Source organism: Microbacterium sp. MAH-37, assembly GCF_009758255.1.
Classification (GTDB): domain Bacteria; phylum Actinomycetota; class Actinomycetes; order Actinomycetales; family Microbacteriaceae; genus Microbacterium.
The window spans coordinates 214,558-235,610 of record NZ_WSEN01000002.1 but is presented as its reverse complement, the minus strand read 5'-3'; the positions used below and the strand labels follow the sequence as shown (position 1 = coordinate 235,610).

The 21,053-nt window shown below is 70.5% G+C and carries 18 protein-coding genes and 1 tRNA gene; 8 read left to right on the top strand and 11 right to left on the bottom strand.

The genetic code is table 11. The annotated features are described in order from the left end of the window. Window positions 1–59: 59 nt before the first annotated feature. The gene (locus GON06_RS01635) at window positions 60–1,064 is read right to left on the bottom strand and encodes a helix-turn-helix transcriptional regulator (RefSeq protein ID WP_157310546.1); all 1,005 of its coding nucleotides are present in this window, start codon (window positions 1,062–1,064) and stop codon (window positions 60–62) included. Window positions 1,065–1,163: 99 nt separating this feature from the next. On the opposite strand from GON06_RS01635, the gene GON06_RS01630 reads away from it, so the two are divergent. Continuing rightward, on the top strand, window positions 1,164–1,571 hold the full coding sequence (locus GON06_RS01630) for a VOC family protein (protein WP_157310545.1): 408 nt from the start codon (window positions 1,164–1,166) through the stop codon (window positions 1,569–1,571). Between the two features lie 59 nt (window positions 1,572–1,630). Here GON06_RS01630 and nusG read toward each other — a convergent pair whose 3' ends face one another. The 3 genes from nusG to GON06_RS01615 form a co-directional block, all read right to left on the bottom strand. Next, the gene (gene nusG / locus GON06_RS01625) at window positions 1,631–2,650 is read right to left on the bottom strand and encodes a transcription termination/antitermination protein NusG (protein ID WP_332837062.1); all 1,020 of its coding nucleotides are present in this window, start codon (window positions 2,648–2,650) and stop codon (window positions 1,631–1,633) included. A gap of 40 nt (window positions 2,651–2,690) precedes the next feature. Next, on the bottom strand, window positions 2,691–2,960 hold the full coding sequence (secE, locus tag GON06_RS01620) for a preprotein translocase subunit SecE (protein ID WP_157310544.1): 270 nt from the start codon (window positions 2,958–2,960) through the stop codon (window positions 2,691–2,693). Window positions 2,961–2,999: 39 nt separating this feature from the next. Further along, window positions 3,000–3,072: transfer RNA gene (locus GON06_RS01615), tRNA-Trp, on the bottom strand. 181 nt (window positions 3,073–3,253) lie between these two features. Between GON06_RS01615 and GON06_RS01610 the strand changes: the two genes are divergently transcribed. From GON06_RS01610 to GON06_RS01600, 3 genes are read left to right on the top strand one after another with little or no spacing between them, the layout of a single operon-like run. Continuing rightward, window positions 3,254–5,077, top strand: coding sequence for an HSP90 family protein (locus GON06_RS01610; RefSeq protein WP_157310690.1), 1,824 nt, complete (start codon window positions 3,254–3,256; stop codon window positions 5,075–5,077). 34 nt (window positions 5,078–5,111) lie between these two features. Further along, window positions 5,112–7,910: a hypothetical protein gene (locus GON06_RS01605; protein ID WP_157310543.1), complete on the top strand. Its 2,799-nt coding sequence runs from the start codon at window positions 5,112–5,114 to the stop codon at window positions 7,908–7,910. Window positions 7,911–7,953: 43 nt separating this feature from the next. Further along, window positions 7,954–8,688, top strand: coding sequence for an aquaporin (locus GON06_RS01600; RefSeq protein ID WP_157310542.1), 735 nt, complete (start codon window positions 7,954–7,956; stop codon window positions 8,686–8,688). Here GON06_RS01600 and poxB read toward each other — a convergent pair. Together poxB and GON06_RS01590 are read right to left on the bottom strand one after the other, a co-directional pair. After that, the gene (gene poxB / locus GON06_RS01595) at window positions 8,685–10,409 is read right to left on the bottom strand and encodes a ubiquinone-dependent pyruvate dehydrogenase (RefSeq protein ID WP_157310541.1); all 1,725 of its coding nucleotides are present in this window, start codon (window positions 10,407–10,409) and stop codon (window positions 8,685–8,687) included. The genes GON06_RS01600 and poxB overlap by 4 nt on opposite strands. 36 nt (window positions 10,410–10,445) lie before the next feature. Next, the gene (locus GON06_RS01590) at window positions 10,446–11,069 is read right to left on the bottom strand and encodes an NAD(P)-dependent oxidoreductase (protein WP_157310540.1); all 624 of its coding nucleotides are present in this window, start codon (window positions 11,067–11,069) and stop codon (window positions 10,446–10,448) included. 47 nt (window positions 11,070–11,116) lie between these two features. Between GON06_RS01590 and GON06_RS01585 the strand changes: the two genes are divergently transcribed. From GON06_RS01585 to GON06_RS01570, 4 genes are all read left to right on the top strand, one after another. Continuing rightward, the gene (locus tag GON06_RS01585) at window positions 11,117–11,713 is read left to right on the top strand and encodes a TetR/AcrR family transcriptional regulator (protein WP_157310539.1); all 597 of its coding nucleotides are present in this window, start codon (window positions 11,117–11,119) and stop codon (window positions 11,711–11,713) included. Window positions 11,714–11,790: 77 nt separating this feature from the next. After that, window positions 11,791–12,426 carry a DedA family protein gene (locus tag GON06_RS01580; RefSeq protein WP_116241803.1) on the top strand — a complete coding sequence of 212 codons (636 nt, stop codon included), beginning with the start codon at window positions 11,791–11,793 and terminating at the stop codon, window positions 12,424–12,426. Beyond that, window positions 12,426–13,562: a sensor histidine kinase gene (locus GON06_RS01575; protein ID WP_157310538.1), complete on the top strand. Its 1,137-nt coding sequence runs from the start codon at window positions 12,426–12,428 to the stop codon at window positions 13,560–13,562. Before GON06_RS01580 ends, GON06_RS01575 begins: the two co-directional genes overlap by 1 nt. Continuing rightward, entirely contained in the window at window positions 13,562–14,209 is a 648-nt protein-coding gene (locus GON06_RS01570; RefSeq protein WP_157310689.1) for a response regulator, read from the top strand. The genes GON06_RS01575 and GON06_RS01570 overlap by 1 nt, the downstream gene beginning before the upstream one ends. Window positions 14,210–14,300: 91 nt before the next feature. Here the strand turns inward: GON06_RS01570 and GON06_RS01565 are convergent, their stop codons facing one another. The 5 genes from GON06_RS01565 to GON06_RS01545 are packed head-to-tail and all read right to left on the bottom strand — an operon-like array spanning window position 14,301 to window position 20,981. Beyond that, the gene (locus tag GON06_RS01565; protein WP_157310537.1) at window positions 14,301–15,665 is read right to left on the bottom strand and encodes an NAD-dependent succinate-semialdehyde dehydrogenase; all 1,365 of its coding nucleotides are present in this window, start codon (window positions 15,663–15,665) and stop codon (window positions 14,301–14,303) included. A 10-nt stretch (window positions 15,666–15,675) separates the two neighbouring features. After that, the gene (locus GON06_RS01560) at window positions 15,676–17,151 is read right to left on the bottom strand and encodes an NAD-dependent succinate-semialdehyde dehydrogenase (RefSeq protein ID WP_157310536.1); all 1,476 of its coding nucleotides are present in this window, start codon (window positions 17,149–17,151) and stop codon (window positions 15,676–15,678) included. Window positions 17,152–17,176: 25 nt separating this feature from the next. Then, complete coding sequence (locus GON06_RS01555; RefSeq protein ID WP_157310535.1) at window positions 17,177–18,739, bottom strand: APC family permease; 1,563 nt, start codon at window positions 18,737–18,739, stop codon at window positions 17,177–17,179. Next, window positions 18,739–19,623, bottom strand: coding sequence for a universal stress protein (locus GON06_RS01550; protein WP_157310534.1), 885 nt, complete (start codon window positions 19,621–19,623; stop codon window positions 18,739–18,741). The genes GON06_RS01555 and GON06_RS01550 overlap by 1 nt, the downstream gene beginning before the upstream one ends. Next, the gene (locus GON06_RS01545) at window positions 19,620–20,981 is read right to left on the bottom strand and encodes a flavin monoamine oxidase family protein (RefSeq protein WP_157310533.1); all 1,362 of its coding nucleotides are present in this window, start codon (window positions 20,979–20,981) and stop codon (window positions 19,620–19,622) included. The genes GON06_RS01550 and GON06_RS01545 overlap by 4 nt, the downstream gene beginning before the upstream one ends. Window positions 20,982–21,053 lie beyond the last annotated feature (72 nt).

The window sequence follows — 21,053 nt, the reverse complement described above, 5'->3', positions numbered from 1 at the left end:
AGCGCGGTGTTGAATGCGCGCACGCCGAAGCGGCGCACAAACCAGACAAGTCTACCCGATCAGAGCGGATGCCGGGTGCGCGGTGCCCCGTCGCTCCGGTAGAGCGCGGTGATCCGCTCCCCCAGCTCCCGCAGCGCCGCGCGCACCTCCGGCGGCCCGATCGCCTCGGCGACACCGGCCCAGCCGACCAGCTGCTCCGCGAGGGCGTCCACCCTGTGCGCGCGCACCTCCAGGAGCGCACGCCCGTTCTCGTCGGGCTCCGCCTCCAGCACGAATGCCTGCGCGCCGAAGCGGTCCTGCAGCGCCCGCACCGCCCACGGCTCGACTCGGACCATCGCCCGCACCGCGCCACGCAGGTCCTCCACCCGCTCGACCATGCGCGCCCAGGCTGCGGCGACGTCGAAGCCGTCGGGTGCCGCTCCGCGCTCCGGCAGCACGCTCACAGTGCGGATCCGGTCGATCCGGTACATCCGCAGCCGTTCCGCATCCGCGGCATCCGACTCCTCCTGCGCGGGCGCGCCGAGCAGGTACTGCCTGTTCCCGCGGCTGCCGATCACGAGCGGGACCAGGTCGAACTCGACTGAGCCGCGCGTCCCCTCGTACGAGAGACGCACCCGGCGCTGCCCGGCGATGGCACGCTGCAGGGCCGCGACCGTCGTCGACGCCGCTTCATCCGCGACCTCACCCCACGGCGCGTCCCGCACGGTGGATGCCGCCACGCGCTGCGCCCCCTCGCGGAACGGCGCCGGCATCGCGCGCACCAGCTTGCGTACGGCGGCGATGCGCTCTGGATCGGCATGCCCGCTCTGGCTCAGCCCGATCAGCAGCGAGGTCACCTCACCCTCGGTGAGTCCGGTCAGATCGGTGCGCGCACCGCCTATCAGCCGCCAGCCCCCGCCTCTGCCCCGGGTCGGGTAGATCGGAACGCCCGACATCGCCAGCGCCTCGAGGTCGCGGCGCGCAGTCGGGATCGAGACCTCGAGCTCCTCGGCCAGCTCGGCGGCCGTGATCTGCGGGCGCCCCTGCAGCAGCAGGAGCGCCTGGATGAGGCGGTCGGCACGCATTTCGAGGGCCTTCTCCGAGAACTTTTTTAAGTGATCAGAAGATGATCACTTAATCCTCGAGCATAGAAGTATCAGCAGTTCAACCGAAGGAGAAACGACATGTTCCGTGGCCTCGCCAACCTCAACCTCGTCGCCGACGACATGATCGCCGCCGTCGACTGGTACACGCAGGTGTTCGACTCGGCCCCCTATTTCGTCCGTCCTGAGCCCGCCGCAGGACAGGGCCCCGCGCAGTACGCCGAGTGGCGCTTCGGCGACGATGACGACGAGTTCGCCCTGATGGATTCCCGGTTCCGCCCCGCACTCCCCCAGCCCGGCGGCGCACTGGTCAGCATGCACGTCGACGACATCCAGGCGTCCTTCGACCGCCTGATCGCGCTCGGCGCCGCGACGTTCGACCCGGTGACCCAGCGCGGCGAGGGCTGGTACTCGGCATCCGTCAGCGACCCGTTCGGCAACCTGATCGGCCTGATCCAGAGCCCGCACTGGGCGGCGCAGCACGCCTGATCCCGCAGACGAAGAACGGCCGCCCCGGAAGGGACGGCCGTTCTCGTACGCTCGGGGCGTCAGATCATCTTGGTGACCTGGTCGAACGACAGTTCGACCGGAGTCTCGCGCTCGAAGAGCGACACCAGCACGGTGAGCTTGCCGCTCTCGGGCTTGATCTCGCTGATCGAACCGGGAAGGCCGGCGAACGAGCCCTCCTTGATGGTGATCGTCTCACCGATCTCGAAGTCGACCTCGGCCGCGACCGGGCGGGCCACAGCCGTGCCGCCCTTGGCGGCGATGGACTTCGCAGTCGGAACGTCCTTGACCTCGACGAGGGACTTCAGCATGTTGAAGGCCTCTTCGAAGCGCAGCGGGGTCGGGTTGTGCGCGTTGCCCACGAAGCCGGTGACACCGGGCGTGTGGCGGACGACCGACCAGGTGTCCTCGTTGAGTTCCATGCGCACCAGCACGTAGCCGGGGATGCGCACGCGGGTGACCATCTTGCGCTGGCCGTTCTTGATCTCGACGACGTCCTCCATGGGGACCTCGACCTGGTAGATGTCGTCCTCGACCTCGAGCGTCGACTTGCGCTGCTCGATGTTGGCCTTCACCTTGCGCTCGAAGCCGGCGTAGGAGTGGATGACGTACCACTTGCCGGGGAGCATGCGCAGGTCGAGACGGAAGGCCTCGTACGGGTCCTCCTCGGCCTGCTCGTCGTCGTCGGGCTCGTCCGAGTCGTCGCCGAGCTCGGGGCCGTCGTAGGGTGCGACCTCGGCCGCCTCCTCCGCCTCCTGCTCAGCGGCCTCCTCGGCAGCCGAATCGTTGAGAACCTCTGCGGCGGCCTCGGTCTCGGCCGTCTCGTCCAGGTTGAGAGCGTCGTTCACGATCGCGTCCGCCTCCGGGTCGTCGATGTCGTCAGTGTCGTCATCTGTCTCGTCGTATTCCTCGTCGTCCTCGATGTGCAGGGCGACGTGCTCGACCGCGGTCGCGGAGAGCTCTTCGGCGGCGAGGACGTTCCCCTCCTGGGACTCGTCCTCCTCGCTCGACTGCTCGGCCGCGGTCGCCCAGTCGGCGTCGTCGGAATATCTTTCAGACACTGTGCTTCTTTCGTTTCACTGCGGCGATCGCCGCAGGGCGTCACTTGGCCGGGACGCCGAATACGAAGTGGGTCAACGCTGCGAACAGCGTGTCCAGGCCGTACACGACGCCCATCACGATCAGCACGAACACGAGCACGACCAGCGTGAACTTCACGAGTTCCTTGCGGGTCGGCGTGACGACCTTGCGGAGCTCGGCGATCACCTGCCGGAAGAACAACGCGATTCGACCGAAGAAGCCCAGCTTCTTGTCGCGGGTGGCGGTTCCGCCGAACGCTGCGACCTCGCCGCGCGGTTCGTCCTGATCCATCCTGCATGTACCTTTCGTGGTCAGCGTCGCGCTGACGCGCAGGGCGGACAGGAATCGAACCTGCAACCTGCGGTTTTGGAGACCGCTGCTCTGCCAATTGAGCTACCGCCCTAGAGACCCGGAGGCCCCTGGGATCTGCATCCCCCACCGACCTGAGGCACGGCGAAAGAATGCAGACAACTGCCCCACCAGTGTACGACATCCGGAACCCTCCGACGAACCGGGGTCGGAACCCGTCCCCTGTTAGGCTCTGCGAGCGGCCGCGAACGGGAGGGGTTTCAGTGACCGAGGGGATGCAGCAGTTCCAGGTGGATCTGCGCGGTGTCGTCGACCTTCTGAGTCGCCACATCTACTCGAGCCCGCGGGTGTATCTGCGGGAACTCCTGCAGAACGCCAGGGACGCGATCACGGCGCGTCGCGAAGTGGACGGCGGTGGCGGGCTGATCCGGATCACCCCACTGTCCGAGCACAGCGGCGAGTTCGTGCTGCGCGACGACGGGGTGGGACTCACCGCCGCCGAGGTCGCGGAGCTGCTCGCGACCGTCGGCCGCAGCTCGAAGCGCGACATCTTCGATCTGCCCCGCAGCGACTTCCTCGGCCAGTTCGGCATCGGGCTGCTGAGCTGCTTCATGGTCGCCGACAGCATCGTGATCCGCTCGCGCAGCGCCCGCGGCGGCGCATCCGTGGAGTGGACCGGCAACGCCGACGGCACCTTCGTCGTCGCCGAGCTCGACGAGGAGCTTCCGATCGGCACCAGCGTGCACCTGGTGCCGCGGTTCGACGCCGACGACCTGCTGCGCGGCCCCGCCGTGCTCGAGCTCGCGCAGACCTTCGCCGAGTTCCTGCCCGTGCGCGTGGTGCTGGACACCCCGGCCGGCGACGTCGACGTCACGCGCTCTGCGCCGTTCCTCGACGGGACGATGTCGGATGCCGCGTGGGCGGACGCCGCCCGCGGCTACGGCCGCGACCTCATCGGCGCCGCCCCGCTCGACGTCATCGAGATCGCGGAGCCCGGCACCGGCACGCGCGGCCTCGCCTATGTGCTCCCCTATGCCCCGCCGCCGAGCGCCAGGCAGGCGACCCGCATGTACCTCGGCCGGATGCTGCTCTCGGAGCACACCTCGGACGTGCTGCCCGGCTGGGCGTTCTTCGTGCGCGCGGTGGTCGACTCCACTGGTCTGTCCCCCACCGCCAGCCGGGAGTCCCTGGTCGAGGACCCGGCGCTCGAGCACGTCCGTGAGCAGCTCGGCGCCGGCATCCGCCGCTGGGTGCTCGAGCTCGGACTGCGCGAGCCGCACCGCCTGGCGCAGTTCGTCGCCGTGCACGAGATCGGGCTGAAGTCGCTGGTCCGGCACGACGAGGAGCTCGCGCGCTTCATCACGCGCTGGCTCACGGTCGAGACCACGCACGGGACGATGCGCCTCGGCGACCTCGCCGAGCGGTATCCGCTGATCCGCTACGCGGCGACGGTCGACGAGTTCCGCCAGGTGGCGGGCATCGCGCGACCCGGCGAGGTGTTGGTCAACGGCGGGTACCTGTACGACGCCGACCTGGTGCGGATGCTGCCGGAGCTGTACCCCCACCTCACGGTCGAGCAGGTCGACGTCACCGGCGAACTCGACCGGCTCGACCCGCCGCCGCTGGACGATCGCGACTCCGCGGTGGCGCTCGAGGAGCGGGCGAGCGCTGTGCTCGCGGCATCCGGCTGCGCGGTCGTGGTGCGGACCATCGACCGCCCCGAACTGACCGGACTGTACGTCGCCGACCCCGACGTGCTGCGCGCGATGGACCGCACCCGCACCAAGGGCATCACGAACTCGCTGTGGGGCGGCGTGCTCTCCCGGATCGACGACCAGGTCGGGGCAGGACGCGACGACGACCTCGCGGCGCGGCTGTGCCTGAACTGGAGCAACCGCGTGGTGCGCGCCCTCGTCGGCGTGCAGGACGACGCCGTGTTCGCTCGCACCGTGCAGCTGCTCTACATCCAGTCGCTGCTCGCCGGGCATCATCCACTCTCGGACGCCGACCGCACGCTGATGACCACGGCCCTCGCCGACCTCGTGTCCCTCTCCGCCGGCCTCGAGGCCGACGTCTTCCCCTTCGACGACCCGCGCTGACCCTGCGCGCCGCCCCGCACCCAGAAGGAGCACCATGCCCCGTCCTGCCCAGCGTTTCGAGCAGCTGCTCGAGGAGATCGACCGCACCCCCTGGGGTCCTGCGGAACAGGCGCTCACGGCGGAGGCCGTGGCACTCGCGGTCGAGATCGGCGACGAGCAGCTCGAGTACCGCGCCCGGATGCGGCAGACCGCATCCGCGAACATGGGCGGCGCGACCGACGTCATGCTGAACTCGTTCGCCTGGTGCCTGGCCAGGCACGACGCCGACCCGGTGCGCTTCCCCGCCGACATCGAGAACGGCGGCGCCGACCTGATGTGGCAGTTCAAGTGGATGGCCGCCTCGCTGCGCTCCTCGCCGTCGTTCTCGCAGGAGCAGATCGCCGCGGTGCTGGACGACATGGAGGCGCACTACCGCGCCGCCGGCATCGGCATGAGCGGTGTGCTCACCGCGCGTTTCGAGGACGCCTGGGATGCCGGACGGATGGACGAGGCCGAGGAGCTGCGCGTGCGCCTGGAGGCTGCCCCGCGCGATGACTACAGCCACTGCGACGCCTGCAGCCGCAGCCAGATCGCCGGATTCTTCGCCGCGACCGATCGCGAGGAGGAGGCGGTCCGTCTGGTCGAGGAGATGATCGAGGGCGGCTTCTCGTGCGGCGAGGAACCAGAGCACGCGCTCTCGCGGGCCCTGATCCCCTACCTGCACCTCGGCCGCTTCGAGGAGGCGAAGGCCGCGCACCTGCGCAGCTACCGGCTCGCGAAGGACAACCCCGACAACCTCGTGATCGTCGCGAACAACATCGACTTCGCCGCGCTGACCGGCAACGAGGCGCGCGCCCTGACCATGATCGAGCGGCACCTGCCCTGGCTCGCGCACGACCAGCTCAACGTCGACGGGCACCACGCCGCCCTGAGCACGATCGCCTTCGCGCTGGACCGCGTCACGGCGGCGGGCCACGGCGACACCCCGGTGCGCGGTGCGGATGCCGCGGCGCTGGTGCCGTTCTTCGGCGAGCACGACGGCGTCTGGACCGCGGAGCAGCTGGCGGCGGCGGCATGGGCGGCGGCGGACCGCATCGGCACTGCGTTCGACGAGCGCGACGGCACCGACGGGCACGCGCAGCGCCGTGCCCGGATGCAGGCGCTGGCCGCCGAGCACTACGACGTGCCGATCCGCTCGGATGCCTTCGCTCCCGCGCCCGCGAACGCCACCCCGGTGGATGCGGACGGCTGGTACGACCGTGCGGTGGCGATCGGCAGCTACGGCTCCGAGCAGGATGCCCTCGCAGCCGCGGACCGCGCCGAGTCGGCCGGGCTCTCCGATCCCGCCAAGCGCGCCCGCATGCTGGGGCTGCGTATCGGCGCTCTGGTCTCGCTCGAGCAGTTCGACGAGGCATCCGCTCTGCTCGCTCCGCGTCTCGCGGAGCTGCGCGCGTCCGATCAGGATGACCAGGCCGAGCTCGAGGAGCGCCTCGGCCTGTCGATCTTCGGCCGCGGCACGGCGGAGGACATCGCCGCGCTGGAGCGGGAATGGGCGGATGCCGCCTCGCTGCCGGAGCGTCCGCGCGGCGATCTCGCCCTGACCCTCGCGTCCGCGCGCACCGGAGCGGGCGACCCTGCCGCCCTCGAGCTGGCCGCCCAGGCGCAGCGGATCTACGAGGGCGTCGGTGAGGACCGTCTCGCCACCACCGCGGTGCTGACGGCCGCCGTCGCGCTGCTGCGATCCGAGCGGACCGCAGAGGCGGCCGAGCTGCTGGACCAGCTGGTCGAGGGTGAGGGACTGAACAACGGGCACCGGGCCAGGGCGCTCGATCTGCGCGCCCGTGTGCGCGGCGGCGACGGCGACTTCGGCGCAGGCGCGGCAGACGCCGATCGCGCCGCCGGCCTTCTCGCAGGTCTGGGCGCCGAGCGCGCTCTGGCGAACGCGCAGCTGCTCGGCGGTGCCCTGTGGGAGGACGCCGGCTCCCCCGAGCAGGCCGTGGTCCGGTACCGGCTGGCGGCGCGGCTGGTGGCCGAGCACGGCGGTGACCGCGAGGGCGTGGAGTTCCGCCAGGCCAAGGCGATGCTCGCCGCCGGCGACGCGGCGGAGGCAGCAGAGCTGCTCAGCGACGTGCTGCAGCGCGAGGAGGCCGCCGAGGCGCCTGCGGGGTCGCGGGCGATCACGGTCGGCATGCTGGCGCGTGCACTCGCAGGTTCCGGCGAATTCGGACAGGCGGTCGGCGCGTTCGGCTACCAGGCCGGCCTGCACGCCGAGGCCGAGGAGCCCGCCGATCAGGCCATGGCGATGCTCGAGCAGGCCAGGATCCTGGCGCGCTTCGGCGAGATGGACGAGGCGATCGAGACGCTCGAGGAGGCGGCGGACGTGGTGCGCCCCACCGAGGCCGCCGGCGCGATCACACAGGTGCTGCACGAGCTCGGTCAGGGCTACGGATCGCAGAAGGACGAGCGGGCGTTCGCACTGTTCGACGAGGTCGCACGGATCGCAGCCGAGAACGACGCGGCCTGGCTGATCGCCGATGTGACCGATTCGCGCGGTCGGGCGTTCGCCGAACTCGGCCGGATCGACGAGGCGACGGCAGCGGCGCTGACCGCTGCGGACGCGTTCGCCGAGCTGGGAGACGCCGGATCGGCCGGCGGGTCCGAACTGTTCGCCGCCCGTGTGCTCACCGAGGCCGGCCGGCGCGACGACGCCGTGCCGCTGTTCCGCAGCGCCATCGACCGGGCTGCGGAGATCCCTCCGCTGCGACAGGTCGCGGCGCTCGAACTCGGCGACGTGCTCTCGGCCCTCGGGCGCAGTGCCGAAGCCGCCGAGGCGCGCGCGATCGCGGAGGGCTGACCAGGCGCAGCCGGGGCCGGGGACACGGCAGAATGATCCTTCTATGGAACCTGTCCCCCTGCTCCGGCGCGCCGGCGCCGAGCTTCTCGGCACCGCGCTGCTGACCGCGGTCACGCTCGGCTCGGCGGCGGCGGCCCAGAAGCTCTCGACGGATGCCGGGCTGAGGCTGCTCGAGGGGTCGCTCGCGACCATGCTCGGTCTCGGCGCGCTGATCCTGCTGTTCGGTCCTGTCTCCGGCGGGCACCTGAACCCCGCGGTCTCGCTGACCGACGCGGTGCTGAGCCGGCGCGGCAGCGGCAAGGGGCTTCGCCCGGTCGAGCTCGGCGCCTACGTACTGGCCCAGGTCATCGGCGCAGTTCTCGGCGCGCTGCTCGTGAACGTGATGTTCGAGGTGCCTGCCGGGCTCGGCAGCGTGGAACGGGCCACGATACCGGTGCTGCTCGGCGAGCTCGTCGCGACCGCCGGACTCGTCCTGCTCATCGTGGGCCTGGTGCGGGCGGGGCGCAGCATCATGGTGATCGCGTCCGCCGTCGGCGCGTACATCGGCGCGGCGTTCTGGTTCTCCAGTTCGACCGCGTTCGCCAACCCGGCTGTGCTCGTCGGCCGTCTGATCACCGACTCCGCGGGCGGGATCGCCCCGGCGTCGTTCCTGCCCTTCCTGGTCGCGCAGCTCATCGGCACCGGTGTGGGCATCGGCCTCGCCGTGCTGCTGTTCCCGCATCCGCGCACGCCGGGGACCGACGTGCCGCTCGTGCACGAACCGGAGCCGGTCGGCTAGAACAGCTGCCGCCAGTTCGCCTTCGCGAGGTCGAGCAGCTCGTCACCACGACCCGACATCACCGTGCGCAGCGCGTACAGTGCGAAGCCCTTGACCTGGTCCGCCTTGATCGCCGGCGGCATGGACAGCTCCTGCCGCTCCGTGACCACGTCGAGCAGCGCAGGGCCGTCGTGCGCGAGCACCTCGGCGACCGCGTCGAGCAGATCCTCTGAGCGCTCCACGCGCCGGGCGAAGATGCCGAGAGCCCGCGCGACCGCCGCGAAGTCGGGGTTCTGCAGGTCGGTGCCGTAGGTCACGAACCCGGCGGCCTTCATCTCGAGCTCGACGAAGTTCAGCGACGAGTTGTTCACGACGATGACCTTCACGGGCAGCTTGTTCTGCGTGAGCGAGATCAGCTCGCCGAGCATCATCGACAGCCCGCCGTCGCCGGCGAGGGCGACGACCTGCCGGTCGGGATATGCGACCTGCGCGCCGATGCCGTGCAGCAGTGCGTTCGCCATGGAGCCGTGGTTGAACGACCCGATCAGGCGGCGGTTCTCGGTCATGGTGAAGTACCGCGCCGCCCAGACCGTCGGCGATCCGACATCCGCGGTGAAGACCGCGTCGGAGGAGGCCGCGTCGTCCAGCAGGCTGGCGAGATACTGCGGATGGATCGGCGCCTTGCCGCGCGAGGGCACCGCGAGCTCGTCGAGCTTCGCGCGCGTCTTGCGATAGTGCGCGACGGCGTCGTCGAGGTGCGCGCGGTCGTCCTTGTGCTTCAGCCGCGGCAGGAGCGCCTCGGCGGTGGCCTTCACATCGCCCACCAGCCCGAGATCGAGCGGATGCCGCTTACCCAGCTGCGATCCGCGGATGTCGACCTGGATCGTCGTGACGCCGTCGGGATAGAACTGCGTGTACGGGAAGTCGGTGCCGAGCAGCAGCAGCGCGTCTGCGGCATCCATCGCGCGGTAGCCGGAGGCGAAGCCGAGCAGACCCGTCATTCCGACGTCGTAGGGGTTGCCCCACTCGATGAACTCCTTGCCGCGCAGAGCGTGCACGATCGGAGCGCCGAGCCGGTCGGCGAGCGCGATCACCTCGTCGTGGGCGTCCTCGACGCCCGCGCCGGCGAGGATCGTGACGCGGTGGCATCCGTTCAGGATCGTCGCGGCCTTCTCGAGCTCGGCCGGCCCGGGCACGATCACCGGACGGGTGCGCTCGATCACGGTGGTGCGCGTGTCACGGGCATCCGCCAGGGCGACGTCGCCGGGGATGACGATGACCGCGACGCCGCGCTGCTCGATCGCCGCGCGCATCGCGATCTCGAGCACACGGGGCATCTGGCTCGGGTCGGCGACGTACTCGACGTAGACACTGGATTCGCGGAACAGCTCCTGCGGGTGCGTCTCCTGGAAGTAGCCGGTGCCGATCTCGCTGGTCGGGATGTGCGCGGCGATCGCGAGCACCGGAACCCGCGAGCGGTTCGCGTCGTAGAGCCCGTTGATCAGGTGCAGGTTGCCCGGCCCGCACGAGCCGGCGACGACGGCGAGGTCGCCGGTCAGCGCGGCGTCTGCGGCGGCCGCGAAGGCCGCGGTCTCCTCATGGCGCACATGCACCCAGCGGATCGTGCCGTCTTTGCGGAGCGCGTCGGTGAACCCGTTGAGGGAGTCCCCCGGGATGCCGTAGACGCGCTGCACCCCGTTCGCGCGCAGGTTCTGGACGATGTTCTCGGCGACGGTGGTCATGGCGGCCTCTCATGAAGGGACAGGACGCCTCCGACGCTACTCCGTGATGTACACCGCGTGGCCGATCCAGTCCGGATGCGTCAGCGCGTCGACTGCGACACGGCCCACCGTGTCGAAGGTCGTGCTGTAGTGCCAGCGCACAGAGAGGTCGACGCGCCGACGGTAGTCGACGGCCCCTGTCCCCTGCACGAGACGGCCGGGGCGGATGCTGGTCCAGTCGAGTCCGGATGCCGCCATCGCGGCATCCATCGCCATCGTGTCCTCGTTGTTGGCGCGCAGTACGCGCTGCAGGATCGGCTTCGCGACGAACCGCGCGAGCGGATCGTCGCCGGCGACGTAGGGCGCACCGGCGGAGATCGCGATGAGGCGGCGGATGCCGGTGCGGTGCATCGCCTCGAGCGTCGCCGCCATCCCCTCGCGCAGGATGCGCGCGTCGGCGTCGCCCTTGACGAAGCCGAGCGTGGAGATGACGGCGTCCGCGCCCGTCATCGCGACAGTGAGAGCGTCGACGTCTCGGGCATCCGCTCGCGCGACCTCCGTCGACTCCGGCGCGGACGACGGTGTGCGCACGACCGAGACGACCTCGTGCCCGGCGGCGAGAGCGTGGGCGACGGCCCGCCGGCCGGACCTGCCCGATGCTCCGATGATGACGACGCGCATGCGATTCTCCTAAGGGTGAGTGAACACTTACTCACTAGAATAGCCCCATGGCCGAACCCGCTCCCCCCGCCCGCGAACGCTTCCTCGACGCCGCATTGCTCGTCATGCGCGAGCGCGGCATCGCGAACACGACGACGAAGCTCATCGCGCAGCGCGCAGGGCTGTCCGAGGCGCTGCTCTACAAGAACTTCGACGACAAGCAGCACCTGTTCCTGTGCGTGCTCGAGGAGCGCACGCCGCGGGTACGATTCGATCCGGACGCCACCGGGTCGGAGGATCTCTTCGAGTCGATCATGACCCTGGTGGAGCAGCTGATGGCGTTCTTCGCCCGCTCGTTCCCGCTCGCCGCGTCGGTGTTCGGCACGCCGGAGCTGCTCGCGCAGCACCGCGACGGCGTGGCCGCGCACGGCAAGGGCCCGGCCGAGGCTGTGACCGAGGTGCGCCGATACCTCGAGGCCGAGCGCAGGGCCGGCCGCATCCGTCGCGACGCCGACACCACCGCCGCTGCGCGCACGCTCGTCGGCGCCGCGTTCCACCAGGGGTTTCTGGCCGCATTCGACGGCAGAGACGACGTGCCCGCTTCGCGCCGGGTCGCCTCCGGCATCGCCGGTGTGCTGCTTCCCGCACTCAGCCCCGAGGGCTGAAGAGGACTGCGGTTTTCCGCACCGGGTGTGCGGTCGGCCGCAGTGACACCGGCGGCGCGGCTGTCCAGCATGGAGACATGGACAGCACAGAACAGCTCGGGACGATCGCGGAATGGGCGATGTCGCTGATGGAGCGCCTCGGCAGCGTCGGAGCCGGGATCGCGGTGGCACTGGAGAACCTCTTCCCGCCGATTCCGAGCGAGATCATCCTGCCGCTCGCCGGCTTCACCGCGCGCCGCGGCTCACTGGTCCTCTGGGAGGTGCTGCTCTGGACCACGATCGGGTCGGTGATCGGCGCACTGCTGCTCTACGGGCTCGGCGCCTGGCTCGGCCCGCAGCGGCTGCGCCGCATCGTCGACCGGATGCCGCTGATGAAGGTCACCGATGTCGACCGCGCCGAGGCCTGGTTCGCCCGGCACGGTGGCAAGGCCGTCTTCCTGGGGAGGATGGTCCCGATCGTGCGCAGCCTCATCTCCATCCCCGCAGGCATCGAGCGGATGCCGCTGCCGCGGTTCCTGCTGCTGACCGCTGGTGGCAGCGCGATCTGGAACTCGATCTTCGTGCTGGCCGGCTACTTCCTGGGCGCGAACTGGCACCTGGTGGAGCAGTACGCCGACCTCTGGCAGTACGTCGTCATCGCCGCCGTCGGTGTCGCCGCGGCGGCGTTCGTGGTGATGCGCCTGCGCGAGCGGGCTCAGGGCAGGATGGGGTGATGGACGTCCCCGCTCCCCCGCCCTCGACGGACACGCCGCTGCCGCGGGCGATCGTCCGCGGCGCGGCGGGGGCGCTGTGGGGCGTCGCCCTGCTGCCCGCCGTCCTCTTCGCGGTGCTGGCGGCGCCGGTACATCCGGCCACGACGGTCGCACGCTGGACGGCGCGGCGCCTGTCCTGGATCGACGGCGCTCCACGGGAGTCGCTGCCACGCGGCGGGCGCCTGTTCGGGATGCACGCGGTCATGCTCCTGCTGGGAGTCCTCAATCTCTGCGTGCTCGCCCTGCTCGTGATCGGCGTCGTCTCGGTCGCGCAGGTCGTGACCGCAGCCGCGACCGGAAGCGGCGTCAGCGTCTTCGATGCGCCGCCCGGACGCGTCACCTGGTCGACGGTCGCCGTCTTCGCCCTACCGGGAATCGTGATGCTGTTCCTCGCCGCGTCGGGGATCGGCGGCATCCTGTGGCTCGAGCGACGAGCCTGGTCGTCCTTCGCGCGGCCCGGTGCCGAGCAGCTGGAACGCGAGATCACGCGTCTGTCCAGCACCCTCGACGACGTTGTCGCGGCCGTCGACGGTGAACGCCGGCGCATCGAGCGCGACATCCACGACGGCGTGCAGCAGCGCGTGGTGGCGCTGTCGATCCTGCTCGCGCGGGTTGAGCGCGCCGAGGACGCCGCCGCGCGTGACGATCTGCTGCGCCGTGGCGTGGCGGAGACCCGCCTGGTGCTGGAAGACCTCCGGGCGGTGGCGTGGCGCACCTATCCGGCGATGCTCGCCCGCGATGGGCTGCTCGCCGCGCTCGAGGCCCTGCGCGACCGCACGCCCCTGCCGATCCGGTTGGACGCGGAGGTCTCCGGCGCACGGCACCCGGCGGCGGAGACCGCGGCGTACTTCGTCGCGAGCGAGGCGGTCACGAATGCGATCAAGCACGGCGAGTGCAGCATCATCGAGATCTGGGTGCGCGACGACGGCGACGAGCTGACGATCGCCGTGCTCGACGACGGCATCGGCGGAGCGGATGCCTCAGGGCCGGGGCTCACGGGCATCGCCTCGCGCGTGCGCGCGCAGGGCGGCCGGCTGCAGGTGGACAGCCCCGTGGGCGGGCCCACGCGGATCGAGGCGGTGCTGCCGTGCGCGTGATGCTCGCCGAGGACTCCGCGCTGCTCCGTGAGGGCATCTCCCAGCTGCTGACCGCCGAGGGCCATGACGTCGTGGCATCCGTCGGCACCGCCGCCGATCTGCTTCGCGAGGTCGCGCTCGATCCGCCCGACCTCGTGATCGCGGATGTGCGCATGCCGCCGGACTTCGTGGACGAGGGCATCAGGGCCGCACTCGAGATCCGGCGGAGCCGGCCCGCGGTCGCCGTGCTGGTGCTGTCGCAGTACGTCGAGCGCCGTCACGCCCGTGAGCTGCTCGACGGCGAGGGCGGGGTCGGCTATCTGCTCAAGGACCGCGTATCGGACATCCCCGGTTTCCTCGACGCGATCGAACGGGTGGCCGGCGGCGGGACCGCCTTCGACCCGGAGGTGATCCGGCAGCTGCTCGCGGCGCAGGACAGGCCCGCCGAGCGCTTCGCGGGCCTCAGCGAACGGGAGCGCGCCGTGCTCGACCTGCTCGCTCAGGGGCACAGCAACGCGGCGATCGCGGAGCGGCTGCACATGAGTCTCAGCGGCGTCGAGAAGCACATCAACACGATCTTCGGCAAGGCCGGCATCGTCGCGGACGGGCGGTACAACCGCCGCGTGCTCGCTGTGCTGGCCTATCTCGGCCCGTCGTCCGGCGCCTGACCAGATCGAGGACTGGACGGGCGGGACGGATGCCGGAACGCACGACGCCCCGCCCGGCGGACCGGGCGGGGCGCCTGAGCAGCCAGACGGGTCAGGCCACGCGGATGAGCTTCTTGTTCACGAACTCGTCGGCGGCGAGGTGGCCCAGCTCGCGGGCGGTGCCGCTGCGCTTGATACCGCCGAAGGGCAGCTCGGGGCTGTCCGCCAGCACGAGGTTGACGTAGACCATGCCAGCCTCGATCTTGTCGGCCACGCGCTCGGCCTGGGCGGCATCCGTCGTGAACACGTACGAGCCGAGACCGAACGATGTGTCGTTCGCCAGGGCGACCGCGGCGTCCTCGTCGGCGACGCGGTAGACCACCGCCGCCGGGCCGAACAGCTCCTCACGGTAGACGTCCATCTCGGGCGTCACGTCGGCGAGCACGGTCGGCGCGAAGAACGCGCCCTCGCGCGTACCGCCGGTCAGCAGCGTCGCGCCCTGCGCGACCGCACCGTCGATCTGCTCCTGCAGGCGCTCCGCGGCGGCCTCTGACGACACCGGGCCGAGCACGGTGTCGTCCTGCATCGGGTCGGTAGCAGTGACCGCGGCCATCGCCGCCGTGAACTTCTCGGTGAACGCTTCATACAACTCGTCCACGACGATGAAGCGCTTCGCGCCGTTGCAGGCCTGGCCGTTGTTGTCCAGGCGCGCGTCGACCCCGGCCTGCACCGTGGCGTCCAGATCGTCGGTGGACAGCACGATGAACGGGTCGGACCCGCCCAGCTCCAGCGCCACCTTCTTCAGGTTGCGGCCGGCGACCTCGGCGACGGCCGCGCCGGCGCGCTCGGAGCCGGTCAGCGAGACGCCTGCGATCCGCGGGTCGGCGATCATCTCGGCGATCTGCTCGTTGGTCGCGAGGATGTTCTGGTACGCCCCGGCCGGGAACCCGGCATCGCGGTAGATCTCCGCGATCGCCGTCGACGACTCCGGGCACTGCGGTGCCGGCTTCAGCAGGATCGTGTTGCCCACGATCAGGTTCGGCGCCGCGAAGCGGACGATCTGATACGCCGGGAAGTTCCAGGGCATGATGCCGATCAGCGGCCCCAGCGAGGAGCGGCGGATGATCGCCGACCCCTCCCCCAGGATCGCGATCGGCTGGTCGGCCATGATGGCCTCGGCCTGGTCCGCGTAGTACTCGGCGATGTCGGCGGCGAAGTCGACCTCGCCGAGGGCGGCCTCGCGCGGCTTGCCCATCTCGCGCACGAAGATGTCGGCCAGTTCCTCGCGGCGCTCGCGGTGCAGCTGCGCCATCCGGCGGATCAGTCCGGCGCGCTCGGCGACGGTCGACGTGCGCGACCAGGTGCGATGCGCCTCGGCGGCGGCTGCCACGGCCTGCTCGACCTGCTCATCGGTGAGCGTGTCGAACGAGGCGAGGGTCTGCCCGGTGGCCGGATTGACGACGGCGTAGTCGGTCATGACGGTCCTTTCAGTCGTTGGGAATGAGCGTGTACTTGGTGGACAGGTACTCGTGGATACCCTCGAACCCGCCCTCCCGGCCGATGCCGGACTGCTTGACACCGCCGAACGGTGCGGCGGCGTTGGAGACGACTCCGACGTTCAGCCCCATCATGCCGGTCTCCAGGGCGTCGATCATCCGGTGACCGCGCGCCAGGTCCTCGGTGAAGACGTACGAGACCAGCCCGTACTCGGTGTCGTTCGCCAGGCGCACGCCCTCCTCCTCGGTGTCGAAGGTCGCGATCGCGAGCACCGGTCCGAAGATCTCCTCACGCAGGATGTCGCTGCCCGCGGCCACCTCGGTGACGACGGTGGGCTCGTAGAACGTGCCCTCGCCCTCGACGGCGCGACCGCCGGCGAGCACCTTCGCGCCGCGATCCACGGCATCCTGGACCAGCTCGCCGGCCTTCGCGACGGCCTTCTCGTCGATCAGCGGCCCGATCGTGATGCCGTCCTCGGTGCCGCGACCGATCTTCATCGCCTTCACGCGCTCGGCGACCCGGTCGGCGAACTCCTCCGCCACCGACGAGTGCACGATGAAGCGGTTCGCAGCGGTGCAGGCCTGGCCGATGTTGCGGAACTTCGCGAGCAGCGCACCCTCGACCGCCTTGTCCAGGTCGGCGTCCTCGAACACGACGAACGGCGCGTTGCCGCCGAGTTCCATCGACACCCGCAGCACGCCCTGCGCGGCCTGCTCGATGAGCTTCTGGCCGACGCCGGTCGAACCGGTGAACGACAGCTTACGCAGCCGCGGGTCGGCGATGATCGGGGCCGACACCGCGCTGGAGCGGGTGGTCTGCACCACGTTCACGACGCCGGCCGGGACGCCGGCCTCCTCCAGCAGCTGCGTGAAGAAGATCGTGGTCAGCGGGGTGAGCGCAGCGGGCTTGACGACGACCGTGCAGCCGGCGGCCAGCGCCGGGGCGATCTTGCGCGTTGCCATAGCCAGCGGGAAGTTCCACGGCGTGATGAAGAACGACGGGCCGACGGGGCGCTGCGAGACCACCATCCGTCCGGTGCCCTCCGGGTTCTGCCCGTAGCGGCCGGTGATGCGCACCGCCTCTTCGCTGAACCAGCGCAGGAACTCACCGCCGTAGGCGACCTCGCCGCGCGCTTCGGCGAGGGGCTTGCCCATCTCGAGCGTCATCAGCAGCGCGAGGTCCTCCTTGTGCTCCTGCACGAGCTCCCAGGCGCGGCGCAGGATGTCGCTGCGGGTCCGAGGGGCGGTCGCGGCCCAGGCATCCTGCGCGGCGACTGCGGCGTCGAGCGCGCGGATGCCATCGGCAGCCGAGGCGTCGGCGATCGAGCGGATGACAGCACCGGTGGCGGGGTCGTGCACGTCGAAGGTGCGCCCCTCCTCGGCGTCGACCCATTCGCCGCCGATGAACAGGCCGGTGCGGACGCGGTCGAGCAGGTCCTGCTCGTTCTGTGCGAGTGCAGTGCTCATGGTTTCTCTTTCTTGTCGATGCGGGTCAGCGGCGGTTGCTGGGCGGAGCGTCCATGCTCAGCGTCCTGCCGCGGAAGAAGTCGGGAGAGACGAGCCTCATGACGAGCATCAGCACCGCGCCGAACAGGAGCAGGCCGACGCCGATGAAGAACACGATGCCGATGCCGCCCCCACCGTTCGCGTCGGCGCCGATGGCGATCGATCCGTAGTCGGGCGCGAGGCTGTCGACCGCGGTGATCACGAACAGCACCAGCAGGATGACGCCGCCGACGAGCGGGCTGGCGAACTTGAAGAAGAAGTCCTTGCCCGAGTCGAACCACTGGTGCCGGAAGTACCAGACGCAGGACAGCGCGGTGATGCCGTAGTAGAAGCAGATCATCATGCCCAGCGCGAGGATCGTGTCCCACAGGGCGTCCTCGCTGAGGAAACGCATCACGGCGTAGAAGCCGCCGGCGACGACGGCGGAGGCGATCGTCGCGAACCCGGGCGTGAAGAACCGCGGGCTGACGCCGGCGAACTTCTTCGGCACCGCGCCGTAGTGGCCCATCGCCAGCAGCGTGCGCGCCGGCGAGATGAACGTCGACTGCAGCGAGGATGCCGATGAGGTGAGCACCGCCAGGGAGAGCAGGAACGCCAGACCGCCCATCACCGGACCCGACAGCGCGAAGAAGACGTTGCCGCCGATGTCCTCGTTGGTGAGCCCGAGGCCCTTGTCCCCGATTCCGGAGTACATCAGGCTGCTGACCGTGAGCAGCAGGTAGATCGCGATGATCGACACGACGGTGAGCATCGCCGCCCGTCCCGGCGTGCGCTCGGGGTCCTTCGCCTCCTCGTTCATGGTGAGGGTGACGTCCCAGCCCCAGAACATGAAGACCGAGGCGGAGAGCCCCATCACGATCATGGACAGGCCGCCCTGGATCTCGAAGGGGTTGAACCAGGCGAGTTCGGGCATGTGGGGCTCGAAGGCGTTGCCCTGCACGGTCTCCACGATCGCCATGACGGCGAACAGCACGAGGATCACGATCTGGAACGCGACCAGCCCGTACTGCAGCTTCTGCGAGGTCGACACGTCGCGGTAGGACACCCAGGCGGCGAGCGCCACGAAGGCCAGGCACACCCCGACGTTCACGAACGGGTTGCGCGTGATCTCGGCGATGGCCTCGTTGCCGGTGATCTGCGAGATCAGCAGGAAGAGGAAGTCGACGGCGATGCCGGCGAGGTTGGACAGCACCAGGATCGTCGCGACGATCAGGCCCCAGCCGGCCATCCAGCCGACGTAGGGTCCGAAGGCGCGCGTGGCCCACGTGAACGAAGTTCCCGAGTCGGGCATGGCCTTGTTGAGCTCGCGGTAGCCGAAGGCGACGAGCAGCATAGGGATGAAGCCGAGCAGCAGGATCGCGGGCACCTGGAATCCGACGGCGCCGACCGCGCCGCCGATGCCGGCGGTGTAGGTGTACGCCGGGGCGATGCACGAGATGCCCATCACCAGGGCGCCGAGGACGCCGACGGTCCCGACGCTGAGGCCCTTGCGGGAGATCCCCGTGGTCACGGAGGAATCGGGCTGCGTCGCCCGGTTCGCGGTGGTCATCAGCGGTCTCCTGCTTCGGTGCCGGTACGCGGCACCACGATCATGGGGACGGGCAGTTCGCGCAGCATCTTCGCCGCGGTCGACCCGAGGAACAGACGGCGCGGCTGCGCCAGACGGCTGGATCCGACCAGCACGACCTCGCCGGGCAGCCAGTCCAGCTGCGCCACGGCGTCTTCGATGCTGTCGCCGCCGGCCTGCAGCACCTCGACCTCGGTCTCGGCGGGCAGGCGGTCGCGCGCCGCGGCGAGCACCTGGTCGACGTGCGCGTCCTGCACCAGCGTGATGGCGCCCGTGTTGAGCCCGGCAGGCACATCGAGCGGCATCAGGGACACCAGGCGCACGGCGGCACCGGATGCTGCGGCCAGCCGCACGGCACTCTGCAGCAGCCGCTCGGCGCCGGGACGGGTCCCGGTCGCGACGGTGATGCGCGGAAGCCCGGCATCCGCCTCGCCCGACAGACCTGCCGGGGCGAGCGCGACGGGCACGGTCGAGGTGTGCAGCAGTTCGGATGCCACAGAGCCGAGCCTGTGCCGGCGCAGGGCCCCGCCGTTGGCGGCGCCGAGCACGAGCAGGACGGCGCCGAACTCGTCGGCGGCGGACAGCAGCCCCTCGCCGAACGACTCCGCGAAGCGGACGTGCGCGCTGTGCACCACGCCGGCGGGGATGGCGGTGACCGCGTCCTCCAGCCAGCTGCGCGCCTGGCCCGCGAGCAGGTCCTCGTAGGCCCGCTCCGGCGCGACCGCCTTGCTGCGCGTCCCCTCGAGCGGGAGCACGATCACCACGTGCAGCCGGGCATCCGTGGCCCTGGCGAGCCGGATGCCGAGAGCGAGCGCGTCCGCCCCCGCGGCCGTGGCGGTGTAGCCGACGACGATCGAGCTGGTCATGAGCCGTCCGCAGCCAGGATGTTCGCCGCGGCGAGGCGGCCCATGCGGATCGCGCCGTCGACGTGCTGGTAACCGGCGCCGGCCATGTCGCTGCAGGCGAAGTGGATCGGGCCGACCGCGGCACGCAGGTCGGCGCCGTAGCGGTGCAGGCCGCCCATGTCGAAGCTCGCGGCGTAGGCGCCGCGGGTCCACTCCTCGGTGCCCCAGTCGCTCTCGTAGTAGACGACCGGGTTCTTCGCCTCGGGGCCGTAGTAGTGCGACAGCGACTCGAGGATGCGCTCCTTGCGCTCCTCTGCCGAGAGCGTGAACAGGTCGTCGGCGTTCTGGTCGGACACGAAGCCGACCAAGGTGCCTCGCTCGTCGCCGTGGTTGGTGTTGTCGTACGCCTCGTGCGAGAGCTCGTAGGGGCTGAACGCGGTGCCGGACAGGCCCTGCTCGCGCCAGAACGGGCGGTCGTAGACGGCGTGCACCTTGATCACGAAGCCCATCGAGAGGTGCTGGTGCAGCTGGTGCTGGCGGCGCGGGAGCGCCGGGACGAACGAGATGCGGTCGTAGAGCACCGGGGCGTGCGCGAGGATCGCGTAGCGCGCGCGGACCGTGAGGTCGCCGTCTGCGTGCGCCACGACGCCGTCGTCGCCCCACTCCAGAGAGCGCACCGGGCTGTTCAGGAACACGTCGTCGCCGAGGCGCTCGGCCAGCATCTGCGGCACCTGCTGCAGACCGCCGACGACGCGCTTGTCCAGGATGAAGTCCGCATCGACGAGGTTCGAGTACGAGCCGGCGGATGCCGCCATCAGCAGCGACTGCAGCAGAGAGAACGTGTGCGTGGGCTTGGTGAGCATCGCGGAGCCGGTGGCGAAGGCGAGGTTGCGGACCGCCTCGTCGTCGTCGGTCTGCGCACGGAGCCAGGCGTCCCAGGTGACCGAGTCCCACTCCTGGGCGTTCGGGTGCTCCCAGGGCTTGTCGGGGTCGATCTCCGCCACCATCGCGTCGAGGCGCTCTGTGATCTCGGCGATGACGGCCTCGGTCTCCGCCGACACGGGGAACATCTCGCCGGTGAACCGGTGCAGGGTGCCGTCGGGACCGACGTAGACGCTGTCGCCCTCGCGGTAGCGGCTGAAGGTCTCCAGGCCCAGCTCCTCGATGGTCTCCTTCAGGGCGTCCTGATCGGGCGAGACCCACTGACCGCCGATCTCGAGCATGGCGCCGTCGATGACGTCGGTCCACAGGCGTCCGCCGACGCGGTCGCGGGCCTCGAGCACGGCGACCGTCAGGCCCGCCTGGCGCAGCTTGTTCGCGGCCGTCGTGCCGGCTGCGCCGGCGCCGATGATGACCACGTCGCGAGTGATGTCCGTCATTGCACAGTTCCTTCTGTTCGAAATGGGGTGTACCGGCCGCGCTCCGAGATCCCCCGACCCTTCGCGCGGCCG

Excerpts from the sequence above, each read along its gene's own strand:
- poxB (WP_157310541.1), bottom strand. The coding sequence starts at position 10,409 with ATGACCACCGTCGCCGAGAACATCGTCCAGAACCTGCGCGCGAACGGG.
- GON06_RS01570 (WP_157310689.1), top strand. The coding sequence starts at position 13,562 with ATGCTCGCCGAGGACTCCGCGCTGCTCCGTGAGGGCATCTCCCAGCTG.
- GON06_RS01555 (WP_157310535.1), bottom strand. The coding sequence starts at position 18,739 with ATGACCACCGCGAACCGGGCGACGCAGCCCGATTCCTCCGTGACCACG.
- GON06_RS01635 (WP_157310546.1), bottom strand. The coding sequence starts at position 1,064 with ATGCGTGCCGACCGCCTCATCCAGGCGCTCCTGCTGCTGCAGGGGCGC.
- GON06_RS01565 (WP_157310537.1), bottom strand. The coding sequence starts at position 15,665 with ATGACCGACTACGCCGTCGTCAATCCGGCCACCGGGCAGACCCTCGCC.
- GON06_RS01545 (WP_157310533.1), bottom strand. The coding sequence starts at position 20,981 with ATGACGGACATCACTCGCGACGTGGTCATCATCGGCGCCGGCGCAGCC.
- GON06_RS01630 (WP_157310545.1), top strand. The coding sequence starts at position 1,164 with ATGTTCCGTGGCCTCGCCAACCTCAACCTCGTCGCCGACGACATGATC.
- GON06_RS01550 (WP_157310534.1), bottom strand. The coding sequence starts at position 19,623 with ATGACCAGCTCGATCGTCGTCGGCTACACCGCCACGGCCGCGGGGGCG.
- GON06_RS01585 (WP_157310539.1), top strand. The coding sequence starts at position 11,117 with ATGGCCGAACCCGCTCCCCCCGCCCGCGAACGCTTCCTCGACGCCGCA.
- GON06_RS01575 (WP_157310538.1), top strand. The coding sequence starts at position 12,426 with ATGGACGTCCCCGCTCCCCCGCCCTCGACGGACACGCCGCTGCCGCGG.
- GON06_RS01600 (WP_157310542.1), top strand. The coding sequence starts at position 7,954 with ATGGAACCTGTCCCCCTGCTCCGGCGCGCCGGCGCCGAGCTTCTCGGC.
- GON06_RS01610 (WP_157310690.1), top strand. The coding sequence starts at position 3,254 with ATGCAGCAGTTCCAGGTGGATCTGCGCGGTGTCGTCGACCTTCTGAGT.
- secE (WP_157310544.1), bottom strand. The coding sequence starts at position 2,960 with ATGGATCAGGACGAACCGCGCGGCGAGGTCGCAGCGTTCGGCGGAACC.
- GON06_RS01605 (WP_157310543.1), top strand. The coding sequence starts at position 5,112 with ATGCCCCGTCCTGCCCAGCGTTTCGAGCAGCTGCTCGAGGAGATCGAC.
- GON06_RS01560 (WP_157310536.1), bottom strand. The coding sequence starts at position 17,151 with ATGAGCACTGCACTCGCACAGAACGAGCAGGACCTGCTCGACCGCGTC.
- GON06_RS01580 (WP_116241803.1), top strand. The coding sequence starts at position 11,791 with ATGGACAGCACAGAACAGCTCGGGACGATCGCGGAATGGGCGATGTCG.
- GON06_RS01590 (WP_157310540.1), bottom strand. The coding sequence starts at position 11,069 with ATGCGCGTCGTCATCATCGGAGCATCGGGCAGGTCCGGCCGGCGGGCC.